At 34.1% G+C, this 20,023-nt stretch carries 15 protein-coding genes; 2 read left to right on the forward strand and 13 right to left on the reverse strand.

Annotated elements, in window-relative coordinates:
* Position 1: 1 nt before the first annotated feature.
* The 6 genes from ACYSNW_RS06275 to ACYSNW_RS06300 form a co-directional block, all read right to left on the reverse strand.
* Positions 2-2,704, reverse strand: a complete 2,703-nt coding sequence (locus ACYSNW_RS06275; protein WP_461743630.1) for an ATP-binding protein — start codon at positions 2,702-2,704, stop codon at positions 2-4.
* Positions 2,701-3,933, reverse strand: coding sequence for a metallophosphoesterase family protein (locus ACYSNW_RS06280; protein ID WP_461743807.1), 1,233 nt, complete (start codon positions 3,931-3,933; stop codon positions 2,701-2,703). Before ACYSNW_RS06280 ends, ACYSNW_RS06275 begins: the two co-directional genes overlap by 4 nt.
* A gap of 522 nt (positions 3,934-4,455) precedes the next feature.
* A complete protein-coding gene (locus ACYSNW_RS06285) occupies positions 4,456-5,583 on the reverse strand; it encodes a metallophosphoesterase (protein WP_461743631.1) in 1,128 nt (375 codons plus the stop codon).
* Positions 5,584-6,441, reverse strand: a complete 858-nt coding sequence (locus ACYSNW_RS06290) for a phosphatidylserine decarboxylase (RefSeq protein ID WP_461743632.1) — start codon at positions 6,439-6,441, stop codon at positions 5,584-5,586.
* A gap of 16 nt (positions 6,442-6,457) precedes the next feature.
* On the reverse strand, positions 6,458-7,063 hold the full coding sequence (locus ACYSNW_RS06295) for a CDP-alcohol phosphatidyltransferase family protein (protein ID WP_461743633.1): 606 nt from the start codon (positions 7,061-7,063) through the stop codon (positions 6,458-6,460).
* Positions 7,064-7,673: 610 nt separating this feature from the next.
* Positions 7,674-7,835, reverse strand: coding sequence for a MerR family transcriptional regulator (locus ACYSNW_RS06300; protein ID WP_461743634.1), 162 nt, complete (start codon positions 7,833-7,835; stop codon positions 7,674-7,676).
* Positions 7,836-8,134: 299 nt separating this feature from the next.
* Here ACYSNW_RS06300 and ACYSNW_RS06305 point away from each other — a divergent pair, with 299 nt between their 5' ends.
* The gene (locus ACYSNW_RS06305) at positions 8,135-8,524 is read left to right on the forward strand and encodes a hypothetical protein (RefSeq protein WP_461743635.1); all 390 of its coding nucleotides are present in this window, start codon (positions 8,135-8,137) and stop codon (positions 8,522-8,524) included.
* A gap of 435 nt (positions 8,525-8,959) precedes the next feature.
* On the opposite strand, the gene ACYSNW_RS06310 is transcribed toward ACYSNW_RS06305, so the two are convergent.
* Both ACYSNW_RS06310 and ACYSNW_RS06315 read right to left on the reverse strand, forming a co-directional pair.
* A complete protein-coding gene (locus ACYSNW_RS06310) occupies positions 8,960-9,301 on the reverse strand; it encodes a YlbF/YmcA family competence regulator (RefSeq protein WP_461743636.1) in 342 nt (113 codons plus the stop codon).
* A gap of 67 nt (positions 9,302-9,368) precedes the next feature.
* Positions 9,369-11,561 (reverse strand): PBP1A family penicillin-binding protein, encoded by a 2,193-nt coding sequence (locus ACYSNW_RS06315; protein ID WP_461743637.1) that lies wholly within the window; start codon positions 11,559-11,561, stop codon positions 9,369-9,371.
* Positions 11,562-12,021: 460 nt separating this feature from the next.
* On the opposite strand from ACYSNW_RS06315, the gene ACYSNW_RS06320 reads away from it, so the two are divergent.
* Positions 12,022-12,885, forward strand: a complete 864-nt coding sequence (locus ACYSNW_RS06320) for an RluA family pseudouridine synthase (RefSeq protein WP_461743638.1) — start codon at positions 12,022-12,024, stop codon at positions 12,883-12,885.
* Positions 12,886-12,999: 114 nt separating this feature from the next.
* Here the strand turns inward: ACYSNW_RS06320 and ACYSNW_RS06325 are convergent, their stop codons facing one another.
* The 5 genes from ACYSNW_RS06325 to ACYSNW_RS06345 form a co-directional block, all read right to left on the reverse strand.
* Positions 13,000-14,511, reverse strand: coding sequence for a phosphohexomutase domain-containing protein (locus ACYSNW_RS06325; protein WP_461743639.1), 1,512 nt, complete (start codon positions 14,509-14,511; stop codon positions 13,000-13,002).
* Positions 14,512-14,546: 35 nt separating this feature from the next.
* Positions 14,547-15,002, reverse strand: coding sequence for an arginine repressor (argR, locus tag ACYSNW_RS06330; protein WP_461743640.1), 456 nt, complete (start codon positions 15,000-15,002; stop codon positions 14,547-14,549).
* A 164-nt stretch (positions 15,003-15,166) separates the two neighbouring features.
* A complete protein-coding gene (locus tag ACYSNW_RS06335) occupies positions 15,167-15,595 on the reverse strand; it encodes a hypothetical protein (protein WP_461743641.1) in 429 nt (142 codons plus the stop codon).
* Complete coding sequence (locus tag ACYSNW_RS06340) at positions 15,595-17,853, reverse strand: S8 family serine peptidase (RefSeq protein WP_461743642.1); 2,259 nt, start codon at positions 17,851-17,853, stop codon at positions 15,595-15,597. Before ACYSNW_RS06340 ends, ACYSNW_RS06335 begins: the two co-directional genes overlap by 1 nt.
* Entirely contained in the window at positions 17,843-20,014 is a 2,172-nt protein-coding gene (locus ACYSNW_RS06345; protein ID WP_461743643.1) for a peptidase domain-containing ABC transporter, read from the reverse strand. Before ACYSNW_RS06345 ends, ACYSNW_RS06340 begins: the two co-directional genes overlap by 11 nt.
* Positions 20,015-20,023 lie beyond the last annotated feature (9 nt).

A 20,023-nucleotide genomic window follows, 5' to 3' on the forward strand; every position in this document is an offset into this window, starting at 1 on the left:
ACTAAACTCCTTCTAAAGCAATAATCGGTTGATCTAATTCTTTATAATAGCTTACCATTTCTTGATCAGAAGAGAAACAAATCACTTGCTGTTTTTGTCCAAAAACCCTAAATAATTCGGCTAATTGCTGTTTTCTAGCACTATCATAGTGTAACCACCCATCATCAATCATAATTGGACATAGATTATTTCTACCCTGCATAAATATAAAAGCAAAACGAACAGCCATAATTAATTGATCGGTCGTTCCCGTTGATAGCTCATGAATCATAAATTGCAAATGATTCTTCTTGGTGACCGTTAACTGTCCCTCGAAAAGCTGAATAGTTTGGTACTCGTTTTTGGTTAAGATTCGGAAAAACTCTGTCGCCTTTTTCAATAAATTAGGTAATTGTTGTTCTGATAACTCAGTCAATAAATCAATTACTAATAAAGCGGATAACTGATAACTCACCCATTTTAATGAAAGCTCATCAATCACTGTTTTTAAATCTTCCTGCTCTTGACGTAATTCATCTAATGTACCATCGACCATCATTTGTTGTCGTTGATATAGTAGCTGCTGTTCTTGTTTTAATAACGCTTGTCCTTCATCCTCAACTGTAGCTAAAGTATTTTGGAGTTCTTGATACGTTGTTGGTAATTCAGCTACTTGTTCTTTTGTGGTGTTTGCATATAAAGAACCTAACATCTCATTTAACTCAGCTTTTCTTTTTTGAGTATCTGTAGATGATTGTAAACTTTTTAATTTATGCGGAATTTCTTCGACTGAATGAAGTTGAAACTTGCGCAAAAGAGGTTGATACTTCTTAACTAACTCAGCTTGTTTCTCTTTAACTTCTTTCAGTGTTTGTCGTGTATAATTATCTGATTGATATTCTTGAGCAAAACGAACTTTCTCCATTTGATCAGCAAAATCACTAATAATCGCCAGTCTTTCCTTCAAAGACTTTCCTGTAATAGGCAACTTCGTTAAATAAGGTTCTGTTTTTTCTAGTAAATTTGTCACTAACTTTTGATTTTCTGCTAAGTGATTGACTAATTCTTGATTTTCATTGACTAATATCAAATAACGAGTAATATCTGTTCGGTGAGTTGTCCAATACTCTACCCGATCCATTTTTCCTAAATGATTTTCTTCCGCCTGCAGTAAAATGCTATTTTGAGCAGCCTTTTCCTCGGCCTCGATTTGCTTCATCTCTTCTCGTAATTGAACCAATTTTTCATTTGAATAGTCTAACTGCGATAATTTTTCTTGCCATTGTTGTTTCTCATTTTTGTATCTATCTTTTGCAGAAAATAATCTTGGATAGATTCCTACCAGTAATAACGCTAGCCCAATCACTATCAAAATATAACGAATAGGCGTAGGTATAAATAAACTAATAACAATGCTCAACACCGCGAGTAGACAAAAAAGCGGAGAAATAGATGCCTTTTTGGGATCTTTTTGAAATATTTGTGGATTTAAACGTTCAAATGTACTTAAATTTTGTTCTCGAGTTACAATTTCTTCTTCTAATAATTGAGTATCTGTTTGTATTTTTTGTAATTGAACCGTTCGTTCAATCGTCGCTCTTCTTAAATTTTCAGCTTCTTGTTCATCAAAAAATAATTGTGGTGGTTCTTTCTCATACCAATTCCATTGTTGCTCTAAAGGACGCATATCTTGTTGGTTTTTTTGAAGTGATTGTTCCATCCAATTAATCTCTTCTAACAACTTATCGATGTCATAACGTTGTTGTAATAATTGCTGAATTTGAGTCTCATTTTCTAAATAGAACAAATAATTTTCCGGTTGATCATCATTCTTATGTTGTTCCGCAATTTCTTGATTTAATCGTAAAATTTCCTGATTTAAAAAACGATGTTGTTGATATAGATCATTGAGTTGCTGTTTTTCTTCAGCATTAGCTTCAACTACAGGCATTTCGTTTGATTGATTTATTTGTTGAAGTTCTTCATAAAGTGAAAGATTCATGACTTGTTTTTCAGCTAGCATCAATTGTTCTTTTATTTCTTGCATTCTTAGGTGTTGCTGTTCAATCGTGTTTTGGGCTATCGTTAAGCTACGAGTAATTTCCTGAAATTTTTGTTCTTGTTGTTCCTTTTCATTAATTCTTTGTTGCAGTGAATGATAGTCTGCTAATTTTTGATTTAATGGCGGTTGACTGCCCTTGCCTTTATACAGTGTTTGCGCATTTTTCAAATAAGCTTCTCTCTTAGTCAAAATCTGTTGACTGCCAGATACGCCAAGTGACAGCAATGATTGCTGTAAATTTTCTTCATCCATTTGGTTCAATAAACTTAATTGTTCTTGCTGAAACGTAAAAACACGTTGAAACAATTCTTTCGTCAGTGGATGAAGAATTGTTTTTAAGGTCGCTTCGTCTCCTATTTGATCATTAAAATAAACTTTCGCTTGCCCTCGTTGTTGATCTTTAAATCGTTCTATTTGAACTTCCCCATGCAACGGATGTTCAATCCATAAACGTCCGCCATACGGACCACCATTCTTCGGTTGATAATCTTTACGCCGTTTGCCTTTAGTTGGAAAACCAAAAAGTAGTGTTTGAATAAACTGATAAAGAGTGGATTTTCCTATTTCATTTGCGCCATACAATAACTGATTTCCTGCTTGAAAATCAATTTTTTGCTGTTGCCATTTACCAAATCCGACGATTTCTGCTGCAATAAGTTTCATAAGGCATCCTCCTGAATAATGAAATCTGCTTTAATAACTTGTTCTGCTGCAGAAAGACTCTGTTCACGCCAATTTTCGTCAACATTAATCGCCGTATGAAATAGTGGATTTTGTGTGAGCTCTTTCAGCGTATCAGCAAAAATAGCTGGTTGCAGATACGTTTGCTCCAACTTACTTAGTAACTCTGGATTAGCCGGAATCAAGATCTTGGCTTGAGCCTGTTGTTCTTTTAATAAAATATTAAAAATAAAACAAGTCTGGTTCGTTTGTCGCAATACAGCTTCTTGCAAATATTGCAATAATTCTCCATTTTCATAAGAAATCATAAACTCTTCACCTAGTGCTTCGATTCCTGATAATTGAACTTGCGTAAGTAAAAATTGTTCTTTCCCGTTATTCTTGGATACAAGCTCTTCAACTAAGAAACTTAAAGCCTCTTGAACTGTTTTATAGTTTGTTAAATCATACGATTCCGTCTGCCAAGTTGTCATCGCAACCGATTCAAAATGAACCGTAGAATGTCCATTTTGAACTTGGACAAGCGCCACGCCTTTTAACTGATTTTCTTTCTTAGTATGACCTTGTGGCGTTCCAGGATAGACAATTAATGGTTTGGCACTAACAATTTGTGGTTGGTGAATGTGGCCTAATGCCCAATAGTCATATCCTTTTTCTTTCATTTCTCTAAATGAAAATGGCGCATAATTTTGCTGACCGTTCACAGTCGTATCTCCATGATAAATACCAATATGACTATCTACATTTATGTCTTTAGTTGGAAACATCGATAGCATATCTTGATTAATCCACGGGTGTTCATAACTAAAACCTGAAACAGCAATCTTTTCTTGTTTTTTTGTCATAAAATGAAAAGTTTCCACTTGTTCTTTTTCAAATAAAACGACATTGCTGGGAAAATCAAACCAGTAGCGTTCCTTAATATAATAGTCATGATTTCCAAAACTAATCATCACAGGAATATCCGCTTCCTCTAATTTTTTTAACGCATCCATAAAAAAAGCTTGAGTGCGAATTGAGGTTCGACTTTGATGAAAGGTATCTCCTGCAAATAATACAATATCCACTTGTTCTTTTAATGCTAAATCGATAATATTCGTCAATGTTGCTTCGTTAGCTTGCTGAAGCTTTTCTTTAATCACAGTAGGCAAATTTCTTAACCCTTCAAAAGATTGATCCAAATGTAAATCTGCTGTATGTAGTAATTTCATCAGTTTAGTCACTTCCTTCAAAAAATCAAGTCCCTCCTTATCATATCATTTTATAAAGAAGTCTTCATTAAAAGATACGAAAATCCGTTCGTTTTTCATGTAATAATTTAAAAAAAATGAATTATTTATAACGAGCCGAATGATGAATTATGAAAAACTATTTAGAGAGTCGATTTTTTCAGAAATCCAATTGAAAATAAAGCAAGCAAACGTAGCTTATAACTTAGCTTTTTAATTCTTAGAATCTAATACTATCTATACAAAAAGACTTACAATAATTTCTCTTTATTGAGAAAAAATCATAAGTCAATTAGTAATTTATTGCAGTTAAATTCCATTAAAAATTAATTCGTTGTTAAAAAGACCGATCGATGATGCCGAAGTATAAAAAATTTTAATTTTAGCTTCCAAAATCAAGTAATCAGTATCTTGGTAGTTTCCTAAATTTCATTCATTGCCTATAGAAGCTTTATTCCATTGCCTGATTTTTTTTATGACATTGATAACTACTCTACCCTAATCTTATTTGATTGTTATATCGATTTGAACAATCTCACTCTGTGTCCCAACACGCATTGGTGGTCCCCATGTTCCAACGCCAGAAGACACAATGACTTGAGTGTGGGTTGAATCTTGTTGATAATAGCCATAATCAACAGTAAAATACGCCTTCGTTACCAAATTAAAAGGAAAAATTTGACCTTGATGTGTATGTCCTGACACAATTAAAGCGACATCTTCCACATATTCATCAATCGTAGACGGTTGATGATCCATAACAATAATCGGCAATTTTTTGGTTTCGTTAGTCAATTGCTTTTCGATAGATTGTCGTTGTCCGCCCTGATTACCGATAGGTCTGCTATCTTTTCTCCCTACAAGAACTGCAGTGTCAGTCAGCTCAAGAGCTTCATCTTCCAGTAATGTAATATTAGCTTTTTTCACAAACTCTTTCATTTGATTAAACGTAGCTCCTGCATCATGATTCCCCCAACAAAGATAGGTGCCATAGGTAGATGATAAACGTTTAAATTGCTCAATAACTTGCTCTGGTTTTTGTAAAGCATAATAATTTCCATCAAATAAATCACCAGAAATCAAAACAATATCTGGTTGTAACTGATTTATTTTAGTAACAATTTTTGCCACTTTCTTTTCATCATTAATATAGCCTAAATGTAAATCAGTAATCAAAACAGCTCGTACTTTCTGCTTTTTAGCTTGTTTTTTATCAAGCGTCACCTCATAGCGAATCGTTTTAATTTGCTGTGCATGCCAAATACCATAAGTACAAAATACAACGATAAACAACAAAGCAACGAAAAAAATAGGCCCTTTAGCTACTTCTTTGATTACCCCAATCTTAAGTAATAAACGATAAATTCCTTCTGTTAAACCGAAAGTGACGAATGATGTCATAAAGAAACCTAACCAATAATTACCGATTTTCCCTATTAATCCACTAATATTTTGATGTGCCAACATAAAAGTAAGCAACGAAATAAGACCTAAAATTATGCCGATAACAATAATAATCCATGGACATTTAATGAGCATTACTTGTTCTAATAGAAATAGGATTTTTTTAGCTACGTAATAATTTCCCAAAAGAAATAAACCTGCAATCACTAACAATACAACATTTCTCACTTACTTTTCTCCTTCACCAATTGCTTGACCTAACTTTACAATTGTTTCTTTTTCATGTATCGTATTTTCGATTATCTCAGATTTAAAGGCTACTTGATCTTTTTGAAAAAGTAGAATCACTGTTGACCCACCAAATTCAAACCATCCTTTTTTTTCGAAACGTTGACAATTTCCCGCTATTTTTTTATTTTTAATTTTACCAACTAGTAAAGCACCGACCTCAATTTGCGCCACTTTTCCAAAATTAGCTGTTTCAATAATCGTACATTCACGAGTGTTTTGTGTAAAAACAGGCTGATTATTAATTGCAATTGGACGAACGGTATGAAATTCACCACTGATTTTTTGATGACTATTAATTTCTCCATCGTCAATAAAATAATAATGGTGATAATCATCTGGCGTTAGTCGGAAAATCGCAGCTGTGCCACCTAACCATTGCGTTCCTAATTCCGCGTTTCCAATTAATTCTTTGATACTGTACAAAGAATTTTTGATGCGAAAAACACTATCTTCTTGAATCGGATAAATCGTTAATTTGCCATCACATGGAGCAGCAAGTACAGTGGTCTTTTTAGGAAAAGGACGCGCATTTGCTTTGATTTCACGAATGAAAAATTCATTAAAGGAAGAATAATTTGCCGTTTGATAGTCTTCCATTGAAAGTTTATTTTTGCAAATAAATCGTTTTATCATTCCTTTCGATAACGAATGATTTAAATAATAACCAGCTAGTTTCGAAACACTTGGTTGAATCAGTGGTTTCAATAGAGCACGTCCAACGGTTGTTTGATATAAAAAATTTAGCGCTATACTGTCTTTTTCAATAATTTTTTGCGTTTTAAACTGCTTTTCCATGTAAAACTCCTCTTTATTAACGAATCATAAAAACTAAGACAGTCCCGATAAACACCCCGACTGCTAATTTTTTAGGCTCAATTTTTTTGATTTTCATGCGTGAAATAAATAAGCCACCTGTTATCAATAAAATAAATGGATAAAAAAATGAAAAAGATAAGTGATAACGAGCGCAAATAAAGAAAATCAATGGAATTAAAGCAGCATTGCTTGTTACTGGCAATCCCTCATAATATTCACGTTTTCCACAACTAAATTCGGTTCTTTCTGCCTCTGTGACATTGTAATGAGCTAGACGAATTAAAGCAGCTAAAATATAAAAAATAAATAATGGCAAATAAATAATATGTGTTAGTCCACTAGTATAGCCCAAAACGGCAGGAAAGACACCAAAACTAATGAGATCCGCCAAAGAATCGATTTGAATTCCATAGTTTTTTTCGCTCTTGGTTCTTTCTTTAAAACTTGCAACAAAACCATCAAACATATCACAAATCCCTGAAAGAGCTAAACAAAAAATCGCTCCTATTAATTGATTGCTGATGGCTAAATACATGCCGATTATTGAAAAAACGGCATTTCCATAAGTCAAAATTACTGTATAATCATAAATACCAATCATCCTAGTCTGTTCCCCAATCCTTTTTCCATTTTTTTCTACTATATCATTAAATGACACACTTTTGGGCGATTCTAGTTTTTTTTTACAAAAAAGAAGGTAAATACTTTTGTTTCATAAAATTTATTATGTTCGTTACTTTTTATTATTTATCCATCCACAGAGTTACGTTTAATTTACTCTTTCATTTTTTTATTATAGACTTAAGAAGAGGTTGGTTCAAACAGCCAAATTCTATCCGGTCTTTTTTTCGAGTAATTTTGAAAACATTTTACCTCATCTTCTTTCAGCAAAAATTCGCTTAACACGTTATTAGGGAGCGTCTTCTTTCGTTAAAATTTCTTGATGAAGTATTTTAATAAGCTCCAAGGTTTCTTTCTTATCGAAATTTTTATCAAAAGCCATTGTATTGGTTTGTATAACAATCGATTACTTCTCTAATTTCACTGTGACTAAATTGATATTCTTTCATTATCATAGAGGTTGGGACAAAAGCCGTTAGCTCCGAGAAATAAGAAGGAATTTCCGAAAATTGCTCTTCAAATTTTTGGTAAATTTCGGCTTATTTACAAAGGAGCTGCTTTTGCACCACCGTTTGTTCAGTTTTAAGAGATTAAACAAAAGTGTTTTTTACTTTTGTCTCACCCACATCTTTTTCTGAATAATCTCTATAATTATTAGCTGTTCTTTTAGGTGTTATAATTCCAATTCTCTCATAATAATGTAGCGTTGAAATTGGCAGACCTATTAAATCACTAACCTCTTGAACTTTCATATAAACAACCTTTCTCATATTTTTACTTATAAAATGTTTTTAATTGAATAAATAGGGCTTATCACTCAATCTAAGTTTAGAGTCAAGAAAATTTTTTTAAAAAATAATTTAGTCACACATTCTATAAAATCAGCGAAACCATCTGAACATTTTCTTCAATCACAACATAAATTTTTAATAAAAAACGCCTCGCAAAATGCAATAAAACTAAATATATGCAACAAAACAGAAAATATGCTTTTTACTTTTATCTAAGTGCTTGCTATAATGAATACGTAACTAAAATTAAGGAGGATAAAATGAAAAAAATTCTGGGGATTGTATCTGTGTTTGTTATGTTGCTTGTTTTGGGTGGATGTGGAGAAAAAACTGAGGAAACGACATTTACTCAATCACCAATGACTGGGACTGAAGTATCGATTATCGTTGAACACAAAGGCGATAAAGTGACCAAGGTATCTGCAAAAGCTGTTTTTGATAATGAAAAATTACAAATTACCGATGAAGACATGGCAGATCAAGTCGTAGAAGCATTTAAGTCTTCTTCAAATTTAGAAGACGTAAAGGTGGACTACACTAAAAAAGAAACAGTGATTACTTATGATGCACCAGCAGACAGCATCAAGACTGGGACTAGTTTTAAAGACGGTGAAAAACAATTGACCGATATGGGATTTGAGAAGAAATAAAACTCAATGGCCATTTATGATTTATACAGTATTAACTAATGAAAAAGTGGGTGAGACAAAAGTAAAGAACACTTTTGTTTTATGTCCTAAAAACGAATAAACGGCAGAAAACAATCAGAATCTCGGCAATTTCCTCTCCAGCAGTCATTGCAAAAAGCGCAATAACTGATGGTTCGTCCAATTGCTCGATTCTAAACGATTGTTTTATGACCTTGATAAACGGTGGGGGCAGAAGCAACTCCTACGGAAATAAGCGACAAATCACAAAAATTTGAAAAACAATTTTCGTGATTTGTCGCTTATTTTTTGGGGTTAAACACTTCTATCCCAACCTCTTTTTCTACCCTATAAAGAGAAATCGAATAACCGCATTTAACCTTAAGAACGACGAAAAAGTTTCCGAAGCAGTTGCTTTTATTCCATCTACTCTATTTTTTAATCATTATATAAATCGCGGATTGGTGTCATGATAATACGATTTAAATCATTAACAATCATGCTAAACGCTTGTTCTTTTTCCATCATTGCATTGATAGTTTCTGCTTTTTGAACTTCAGTTGCTAAGCTTTGTGCTTGTGCCGCATCTTCTTCAGAAAACTCTTCGCCGCGCATTTGTTTTTCTTGTAATCCTTGTTGGAAAGCTTGGAATTGTTTAAATAATTTGTAGTCTTCTTCATTTCCTTTTACCGTTGCGTATGCCGCTTCAAGTGCTTTGAATTCTGCTAGTTCACGAATTTCACGTTCAATTTGGTTCGCTGAATCATAAATATTACTCACTAAAAATCCCTCTTTCTATATTGTTTTCTCTTTTATTGTAACATTCTTTAAGCTCTTTTTAAATTAATTATTCACCTAGGAGCCCACCGAAGAAATTCTTTACACCATCTTTAGTATTTTCCCATCCTTGCTTGACTTTCCCGCCAATTTCTGAGGCACCTTCTTGAATTTTATCGCCAATATCTTTGGCTCCGTCTTGTACTTTTCCAGTTACATCTTTCATATTATCTTTCCAACCGCTACTATCATCTTCACTCGTTTTAGGTGCAGCACTCATATCACCGCCTGTTAAATAGGCATCTGGAACAGTAAATGCGGTTTGTTCTGTATTCGGTAAAATCCCTTGCATCTCACTATTGAAAACAGTTGATGCATGTGTGGCACTGCTTCCTTCCAAATAATGTTCTTCACTAGATTCTTCGAAGCCCAGCCATGTCGCAACAACAACATCTGGCGTATACCCAACAACCCACTGATCTTTCGTTTTCGTTGTATCAAAATTGGTTTCTGTTGTTCCTGTTTTCCCTGCCATCACATAACCATACGGATCCGCATTGATACCACTTCCTGAACTAAAGACACCTAAAAGCATACTAGTAATTTCATCCGATATTTCTTTGGTGATGACTTGTTTTGATTTTGGTTTTGTGTTATCTACGACTACTGCACCTGTAGAATCAATGATTTTAGTAATAAAATGAGCTTCTGGTAACGACCCGCCATTAGCAAACGGTGCATATGCATTTGCCATAATTAATGGAGAAACGCCTGTTTTAAGCCCCCCTAACGCTAAACCATAATATTTATCCTCTTTAGCTAGTGGAATGCCAAATTTTTCAGTTTTATCATAACCTTTATCCAACCCTATTTTATGCAACAACCATACAGCTGGTAAATTCAAACTTTCGCCTAATGCTTGATACATCGGTACTTCTCCACTATAGGTACGGCTATAATTTTCCGCAGGATAATAATCTTGTGGCACATCTTCTAAAATACTGCTTGGTTTATAACCAGATTCTAATGCCGGCGTATACACTGAGATTGGTTTTAAGGAAGACCCTGGCGCGCGTCGAGATTGTGTCGCAAAGTTAAAGTCACGATAGACATGCTCACCACGACGACCTACGACTGCTTGCACGCCACCCGTATTCGGATCTAACGCTACCGAACCACTTTGCACCATAGCTCCATCCGCCGCATTTTCAGGAAAAAGTTCATCACTATCATAGGTATTCTGCATTGCTTCTTGATAGCTTGTATCTAACGACGTATAAATTTTATACCCATTATTCAGTAAATCTTCTTCTTTGATACCATATTCATTTTCAGCTTCTGCAATAACGGCATCAAAATAATACGGATAACGATAATCTGAGCTGTTGTCAGAATAATCATCTGCTAAAATCATATTCATATCCACACTTGCTTGCGCATCCGCATCTGCTTGCGTCAATTTCCCATTTTCAACCATTAATTGAAGCACTGTATCACGGCGAGCAGTAGCATTATCGATATAATCGATTGGATTATAGATGGAAGGCCCTTTTAACATCCCAACTAAAGTGGCAGCCTCACCAACAGATAAATCAGCAGCATTGACCCCAAAATATTTATGAGAAGCATCTTCGATTCCCCAAACCCCATTACCAAAATAAGATTTATTTAAATACATTTCAAGAATCTGATCTTTATCATATTTTTTTTCGATTTCAATTGCCAAAAATAGTTCTCTAGCTTTTCGATCCAATGTTTGTTCTTGTGTTAAATAAGCATTTTTCGCTAATTGCTGAGTAATGGTACTCCCACCACCGCCACCACCGATTTTTCCTAAACTTAATTTCCCAACGACCGCACGAGCTAGACCTTTAATATCATAGCCGTGATGTTTTTCAAAATTACGATCTTCTGTAGAAATTAACGCATCTTTAACACTCGGTGAAATTTGTTCTAAATTGACAAAAGTTCCCTTTTGACCAAATAATTTCCCGGCTTCGTTTCCATCTTGATCATAAATCACGGTTGATTCTTCTAACCCTTTCATTAACGAACCAACATTCGCTGATTTCGCTAACGTAAACAAATAAATACTTGTCACCAATACAACAATCATTCCTAATAACAAAATAATTTTATTTATTTGATATTTTTTCCAAATTCGCTTACGCCAATGATGGATTCTTATTAGGTAAGGCTTAATCCAGATCCAAAAACGTTTAAAACCTGCCCCTATTTTATTCATAATTGTTTTAATGTCCATATTTTACCTCTTCACTAAAATTCTATGTCATTTTAACATAACTACTAAGGACAATATATAAGTCCTTAGCATGAATTATACATTTTTTCGCATTTTATTCATTCTACCATGTTTTTCTTTTTTTTTTATGTAGAAAAACTTAAGAATACGTGAAGAAATCATTGCTAAAGCTGGATCTAGCAAGCTTTAGCAAAAAAAGCAGATAAAACAAAAGTCAAAATAGTTCGGTCTCATCCATTTTCCTATTTAATCAAGTTATTTTTTTAAGACAAACTATACTTTTATTCCAAGTGTTGGTGAAAATTTATTCATCCATAGAAAATTCCTACATCATGCAAAAAAGCTAGATAAAATAGTCTTTCTATGTCATAATATTTTTAATTTATAACTGCTTGTCTATTTTTTTACCAAAACATTATACAAGTGATTATTTTTATTCTGATTAAAAGGTGATTTTATTATGAATATATCCATCCAACTACCAGAATCTTTTAAACCACAAACGATTCGCGAGCTACTCGAAAATGAGTGGCTGATTCCAAGAAAAGTTCGTCATTTTTTAAGGGTTCGAAAAAATGTCGCTGTCAACGGCGAAACGGTCCCATTCCATCATATAGCAATGCCCAAAGATCAAATTACGCTGTCCTTTGAAGAAGAAGATTATGAACAACCAAAAATCCTTCTTGCACCACAAACAACGGTCAATGTTCTTTATGAAGATGAACATTTAATTATCGTAAACAAGCCAGCGGGCATCAAAACTCATCCAAACCAACCGAATGAAACGGATACACTATTAAATCAGCTTGCGACTTATTTGGCTCCTTCTAATCAGGTTCCTTATGTTGTTCATCGTTTAGATAAAGAAACTAGTGGGGCTATTTTATTTGCTAAAAATCCTATCGTTCTACCAATTTTGGGACGTATGTTAGAAAAAAAACAAATCTATCGCCGGTATCAAGCACTTGTTTCAGGAGCTATTGCTAAAAATAATTGGACGATTGCTAAAAAAATTGGGCGTGATCGACATGATCGCCGAAAAAGAGTCATTGATTCAAAAAAAGGCGCTACTGCGATTACTCATGTTGAAAAATTCGAGTATTCTAAAGTAAAAAATGAAACAGCGATATATTGTATTTTAGAAACGGGTCGTACCCATCAAATTCGAGTACATCTAGCAAGTGAAGGTTATCCAATCGTGGGAGATCCTTTGTATCATCCAGCACCTAAAGGACGACTAATGCTACATGCTGCTGAATTACATTTGACCCATCCTTTTACAAAAGAAAAAATTACAGTTTCAGCTACTCCTACATTGTTTTAATAGCTACCAAAATAGAAAATAGCGCTAAAGCATGAAAATTATTTTTCGAATCTTCATGTTTTAGCGCTTATTTTTTATAGCTATCAATTATCGCTCACTAACTTATTGATTTTTTTAGATACTAGCTAAATTTTTAGTCTCCAATTGATTGTAGCGATAGAAGAACTCTTTCAAATCTTCTAAAACTTTTTTATTCATGCCAATTTCATCATTCTCAACTTGAAGAACTAATAGAGGTTCATGCAAACTCATTCGTAATAAGAACCAACCACTACCATATTGCTCAGAAACATTCACACGAATTCCTTCATGGTTCTCATCATCAACCGCCATTCCTACTTGTGTTGCAATAAAATCAGCTAAATCAGCGATTACTTGCTCTCCATAACTTCGAACGTTTTCAGCTTTGATTGTAAAACGCAATTCAATCGTTTCTTGTGGTTGTTTTAATTGACTAATCAAATCACCTAGCGTTGTTCCTTCTTGTTTCAAACGAGGTAATAACATTAAAATTTTTGCAATTACATACGCGCCATCGTCTAAAGAAAAATTCTCTTTAAAAGCAGCATGACCACTTGTTTCGATTGCTAATTCAGTCGGAATTCCTTCTTGATTTAAATCAATCATTTTATTGATTACATTTCGATAACCAGAAATATAACGCACTTGTTTGCCACCTTTTGCTTCAATAAATGTTTTTAAATGGCTGGAAGTCGGTGAATTCGTTACAATACTTGTTCCAGGATATTCCTCTAAAACAATCGTCGCTAAAACAGCAATTAAATTATTCCGATTAATCACTTCACCTGTTGCATCAACAACAGCTGAGCGGTCAACATCGGTATCAAAAATAACCCCTAAATCAGCCTGATTGTCCAAAACAGCCTGTTGAATACTTGCCATCGCTGCTTTATTATCTGGATTTGGAATATGATTTGGAAACAGTCCATCTGGCTCTAAAAATTGCGAGCCAGTAATATCGGCACCTAGTTTTTGCAACACTTTTTCAGCAAAAAAGCCACCTGCACCATTTCCAGCATCAACAACGATATGAAAGCCACTTAATGGCTGTTCTTCATCACTATGCATTCCTTGACGAATTTTATCCGTTAGGTCTTGCGCGTAATCATCTAAAATCGTTACCTTTTCAACAGAACCTTTTTTCTCAATAAACGGCTCTTCTGTATAATCTAAAATATACGCAATATCTTCTTTTTCAGCACCGCCTTCTTTAGTAAATAATTTTAATCCATTGAAGTAATACGGTAAATGACTAGCAGTGATCATAATCGTTGCATCACAATCATACTGTGGAAATTGAGTCGCCATAAACATAGCAGGAGTCGTTGCTAAACCAAAATCCAATACTTTTACATTTTGCTTAAGAAAAGAATCGATTAGAGCATTTTTCAAACTATCTGCTGTAATACGGCTATCGTGACCAATACCAATCGTCAACTGCCCTTGGTCATGTACCTCAGCCAACCCTTTTTCTTCTCGCAACCAATAAACCATTCCATTAGCAATTTTCTCGACTTGTGTAGGAGTTAAATTAGCTTTCATGTCTTCATGATCGACTGCAATTCCTCGAATATCCGAACCATTTCGTAACGCTTTCAATCCCATCTGATCAACTTCCTCCTTCAAATTTAAGGTGCTTTTTATTTCATCATCGCTTCAAAACGATCAACTACCACTTGAGCTTCTTCTTCTGAACGAGCAATAATAATAATTGTATCTACTCCGGCAACCGTACCCGCTATTTCTTGATAATTTACTTCATCTAAAAAATTAGTGACAACATCCGCTGCACCCATATCCGTATGAACAACAATCATAAATTGTACTCGCTCCATCCGAATCACTGAATCTTTCACTGACTCACGAAGCTTCTCTTCACTACTTGTTGACTTGGTTTGAGAAAACAAAGCATACTTCACATGTCCATTGGATCCATGGGTTTTTACAATGCTCATTTCTCTAACATCTCTTGATACCGTTGCTTGCGTCGCTTTTACACCTTCACGTTCAAGAAGTGCAATCAACTCATCTTGGGTTTCTATTTCATTTTGTGTAATCAACTGCTTAATTAGCTGCTGCCGATCTACTTTTCTCATTCCGAACACTTCCTGTTTGTTATTTTCTTTATTATAGCGAAAAAATCACCAAAAAGCATTTCTTTTTGGTGATTTTTACCTTTTTTAGTTATTTTGCTGTTTTTAATAAAAATCATTTCAAAAGTAACCATAACTCAATAGCATATGATTCGTGTACTCAACGTTTATTTTAAATCATTGTCTACCTGAATCAAAAGATGCACATAGGCTTCTTTTATCGTTTTTATTTGTTGCTCTTTCGGACTATTCATTTTTTGATAATCTAATACAGATAAACCTTTTTCAAATAAAACACCAAGATTCCAAGTATTTTCAACAAATAAGACAATCTTTCCTAAAGGATCTTTCTGACGAATCGCTTTGATTTTAGCTAATTCTTCTTCATTCGCTAAATCCACATGCAAATAATAGAGATTCCATGGACTGACAACAGCAATCTTTTTTCTTACTTCAAAAAGATTTTTACACACTTTGATTGTCTCGATTGTTGTTCCTTTACTATACATTCTCACTATTTTGGTCAACACTCGTTTTAGCCAAATTCTTCTAAAAAAACGTTCTTCTGAGAAATAGATATTCACTGTTTTTTTCATCAGTTTTTCCTTTTTACTCGCCAACCAAATAATAAGATACTAATTATGATTAGCAGGCTACCATGATTAAAAAGATTGATTACTTTTTCCGATGTATTTGGAAGTTGTGTTTTTTTGCTGGTATTTTCTTTAGTTGTTAGTACCTTGTTGCTAGTATTAGTGTCAGCGTTTTCTGTATTAAACTTTTCAATATCTGTTTCACTAATGATATCAACCACTTGAAGTTGTCCATTTAAAATAGTTGTATTACCAGAAGTATCAGTTAAACGAACGGTAATTTCTTGGCTGCCTAATTTATTTGTATCTACTGGATTTACAAAGGTAATCTGTATATCTTTAACCTCATCATAATTATCTTTCACCTGTTCTATAAACATCTCCGGTGTCACTTCTTCACCTTTTGTAATTTTTTGATCCTTAAAAGTCGCTGTCGGTGGTATTGTGTCCCTAATTAGGACGTTTCCACTCAACCTAGTTTTATTTCCGCTACCATCTTCTAATTGAATAATCACTTCTTGTTCTCCTAGTTGATTAAACTTTGGTTCTTTAATAAAACTGATAGTCACACCAGCATTTGAATAATCCGTTATATCTTTTACATAAGCTTTTGCTTGATTAGGTTCGTTCACCTCTACAGTTTGCTCAACAAATGTCCCTGCTGGAGGCCGAGTATTTACAATCGTAACATTTCCTGACAATTCAGTTTGATTACCACTAACATCCTCTAGTAAAACAATAACTTCTTGAATGCCAAGTTGAGAAAATTTCGGTTCTTTTAAATAACTTATTGTAATTTCCTCTTCAGTATTTGATTGAATATCTATTACAAATTCAGCAGCAGGAATTGATTGACCGACCTCTAATGTTTGTATTTTAAACGTTCCTGTAGGAGGAATCGTGTTTGAAACTTTGTTTATTGCAGCCTCTATTTTAGGTAACCCATGACCATAAAACTTATTCTTACCTGATCCACTTAATTCTTTACTAGTAGAGCCTACATCCTCTTTGATTCGTTCTATAGTTGGTCTTGCACCCGTCATTTTTTGATAAAAAGAAATATAATCTGCAATAATTCCAGTAACACATGGTGCAGCCAAACTAGTTCCCGCAGTAAACATATACCCTCTAGGAATCCCCAAACTTTCTAATCCATTATCCATAGCAAGAGGATACGAAGTATAAAACAATTCGCTAATATCCAACATGCCCCCTACATAAATATAATCCCCACCTGGTGCAGCTTGTTGTACATTGCTACCAATATTACTATACGAGGCCAAACTATTTTCTTGTGTTAACGCACTGGTCGCTAGTACACCGGGAACACTGCCTGGTAAATGCCTCAATCCCTCATTTTCAAATTCCCAATCCAAATCCAACCCTTTATTTCCTGAAGAAGAGACAATCACTACATTGTGTTCAAGCGCATAATTTACGGCACGTTCGAATGATTCAATCGTAATTTTTTCTTCTGCAACATTTGCAAATTTGTAGGAACCAAGACTCATATTTAGAACATCTTGCTGGTCATTAACTGCTTGAATCATTGCTGCTAAGGTCCAGAAAGATTCACCATCCGTTGCTGAAAGTACTCGATAAGGGGTGATAGTTGCCTCTGGCGCAAGCTGAGCAATAGCACCAGCCACCATTGTTCCATGACCATTTTCATCCTTAATCGAAGGTTCCCCATCAATAAATGATTTTGCTTTCGTTAAATCAACGACTGGAGCTAGTAAGGGATGGATTACGTCGACACCACTATCAATCAATCCGATTTGAACACCTTGACCTGTCGTTTTCTTAAATACTTGCCCACTACCCACCATCGTTTCTTTGTACCAAGCTAATTGATCTAAAACATCAAATTCATCAACTGTTGACTTAGACATTGCTACTTCTGGAAGCATCACATTTTTGAGCATTTCTTTTTGTTGAATAATTCGTTTGTCTTCAACAATAATATCTGCCAAATTTCCTGCCATTTCAATTGTTTCATGATCTTCCATCGTTTTTGCTATCGCTTTGGATGTTGACTTAACTCTTAACAATTGAATTTCAGGAATTTCTTCAAAACTTGCTTGCTTATCAATTGCTAGCACTTCTTCCTTGACCAATTCCATCGTTATTTGCTCTTTCAATAATAAATCGATTTGTTGAACTTCCGAAGTGTCCGCAAACACAACGGAAGTTTGAAACAAAATCGCTAGAAAACCAAGGAAGAAAGTCCCAATAATAAATTTATTTTTTTTAAACAGCACTTTGCTCACCTACGATTTCATCAACATTCGTGTTTCCTGAATAAATATAACTATATAAGCCTTTTTTCGCCATCAAATCGTCATGAGTTCCATCTTCTACGATTTGCCCTTGATTCATAACAATGATACGATCAAAATGCTGAATCGTATTCAAACGGTGAGACACGATTACACAAGGACATTCATTTTCTTTCACGCGATTCATAATATAGTTTTCAGAAATATTATCCAATGCACTAGTTGGTTCATCCATTAGCATTAATTTAGGTTGTTTTACCAAAGCTCTGGCAATTGCAATTCGCTGCATTTGGCCACCTGAAAGATTCATCCCGCCTTCAGAAATCAGTGTTTCATTTCCCATTGGCAACATCTTTGTAATTTCATCCACTCGGGCATCATTAATCGCTTTATCAAGCAAGTCCTCTGAAACATTTGAGCTATTCATTAAAATATTATCTTTTAAACTCAAATTAAAAATCGATGGATTTTGATTAACAACACTAATCATCTTGCGAACACTTTTAGAGGTCACAGTATTCATCTCTTCATTATTTAAATAAATATTTCCAGAAGTAGGTAAATACAATCCCGAAAGAACCTTCAGTAAGGTACTTTTCCCAGAACCACTTGGACCCACAATCGCAACTTTTTCTCTTTTGCCAATTTTCAAATTAATATTTTTTAAAATTGGCTCTTCAAACTTACTAAAACGGAATTGCAGATCTTTTAATTCAATAGAATCATATTCTTCAAGTTCTACCGTTTTCTCATCTTCTGTCACGGTTTTTTGTTCCAAGATTTCTGAGAGTTTTCCGAAATACGAACGCAAGACTAGTAATTGCGTGTAAGAATTCATAACGGTAATAATCGGTACCACGAATGATAAAGCAATCGAATTGAAACTGATTAATTCACCAATTGAAAAAGTTCCATTACTTACACCAAATAATCCTAAGCCTGTAATCAATAACGGTAGCACGAATTGCATACTAACAGAAATATTCCCAATCCAACCTGTGATTCGGCTTTTCTGTTTCTGAATCGCTAATTGTTCATTAAAATCCTTTTCCCAGTTTTCATAAAACTGCGGTTCTGCACCAATTGATTTGACTGTTTCCATCCCTTCGAATAATTCTACTAAGGTTCGATGAACTCTTGAGTAACTAGAAATTTCTTTGTCTGTAACGGCTTGAAAGGCTTTTGAATTAATTAACGATGAACCCAAAATAATTGAAATAGCTGCTAAACTAATCATTGTCAATTCTACTGAATAACTAAGCATTAGTGAGAAATAGGCAATCGCAAACGCAATATCAATAACCGTTGTAATCAATTGACTACTTAAAATTTGTTGAATATACGTCGTCAAATTCGATCGAAAAATCAAATCTCCTGTAGATCGATTGACAAAAAAGTTCAGCGGGAGTGACATGATTTTTTTCATAAAGCCCGTCATTAGATTTTTATCAAAATAAATTTGAAATTTAGTAATAATTAAATTCCGACTGACTTGCATGATGTAATAGGACAAGAAAATAACGCCTACAATGATTAACATCGAAGTTGGGGTTAAATCTTTCGCAATCAAAAAATAATTATCCACTGCCCGTTGTGTCATAATAGGGATGCCTAGCCCACAAGCTTGAATCAAAATCGTTAACAAAATAACAGAGGTAACTAAGTGTTTTTCTTTCATTAGAATACTAATTAAGATATTTTTTTGTTTTTCTGATTTTACAGGCGGCTCAACTGTTTCATCGACCATATTAATAAGTAATGCAAATTTAGAAAAATGTTGATTAAATTCATCGATTGAGTATTTTTTACGACCTAACGCTGGGTCAACAACAATAAATTTCCGGCCTGTAAATCTTTCCAGCACAACATAATGTTTAAAATCCCAGAATAAAAGACATGGTGTTTGATTTTCTTTAAAGAAAGTCGTCGGATCATCAATTTTTGCCCCAACAGAATCAACACCAAAATCATGAAAAATAGATTTCAAATGGAATAAGGTATTCCCACCTTTTGGCACACCATAATGATCTCGCACATCACTTAATTTCACTTTAATATCTAGATAATTTAAAAGCATAGTAATTGAAGTAATCCCACATTCACTATGTTCGCTTTGCTCAATAAATTTTACTTTTTTTCCCATACTCATCGC

This window comes from Enterococcus sp. LJL99 (genome assembly GCF_054871725.1).

What these genes read in the sequence shown, in the direction of transcription:
- ACYSNW_RS06320 (WP_461743638.1), top strand. Translation starts at nt 12,022, where the DNA reads ATGAATATATCCATCCAACTACCAGAATCTTTTAAACCACAAACGATT.
- ACYSNW_RS06300 (WP_461743634.1), bottom strand. Translation starts at nt 7,835, where the DNA reads ATGAAAGTTCAAGAGGTTAGTGATTTAATAGGTCTGCCAATTTCAACG.
- ACYSNW_RS06345 (WP_461743643.1), bottom strand. Translation starts at nt 20,014, where the DNA reads ATGGGAAAAAAAGTAAAATTTATTGAGCAAAGCGAACATAGTGAATGT.
- ACYSNW_RS06280 (WP_461743807.1), bottom strand. Translation starts at nt 3,933, where the DNA reads ATGAAATTACTACATACAGCAGATTTACATTTGGATCAATCTTTTGAA.
- ACYSNW_RS06275 (WP_461743630.1), bottom strand. Translation starts at nt 2,704, where the DNA reads ATGAAACTTATTGCAGCAGAAATCGTCGGATTTGGTAAATGGCAACAG.
- argR (WP_461743640.1), bottom strand. Translation starts at nt 15,002, where the DNA reads ATGAGAAAAGTAGATCGGCAGCAGCTAATTAAGCAGTTGATTACACAA.
- ACYSNW_RS06315 (WP_461743637.1), bottom strand. Translation starts at nt 11,561, where the DNA reads ATGGACATTAAAACAATTATGAATAAAATAGGGGCAGGTTTTAAACGT.
- ACYSNW_RS06325 (WP_461743639.1), bottom strand. Translation starts at nt 14,511, where the DNA reads ATGGGATTGAAAGCGTTACGAAATGGTTCGGATATTCGAGGAATTGCA.
- ACYSNW_RS06290 (WP_461743632.1), bottom strand. Translation starts at nt 6,441, where the DNA reads ATGGAAAAGCAGTTTAAAACGCAAAAAATTATTGAAAAAGACAGTATA.
- ACYSNW_RS06295 (WP_461743633.1), bottom strand. Translation starts at nt 7,063, where the DNA reads ATGATTGGTATTTATGATTATACAGTAATTTTGACTTATGGAAATGCC.
- ACYSNW_RS06335 (WP_461743641.1), bottom strand. Translation starts at nt 15,595, where the DNA reads ATGAAAAAAACAGTGAATATCTATTTCTCAGAAGAACGTTTTTTTAGA.
- ACYSNW_RS06305 (WP_461743635.1), top strand. Translation starts at nt 8,135, where the DNA reads ATGAAAAAAATTCTGGGGATTGTATCTGTGTTTGTTATGTTGCTTGTT.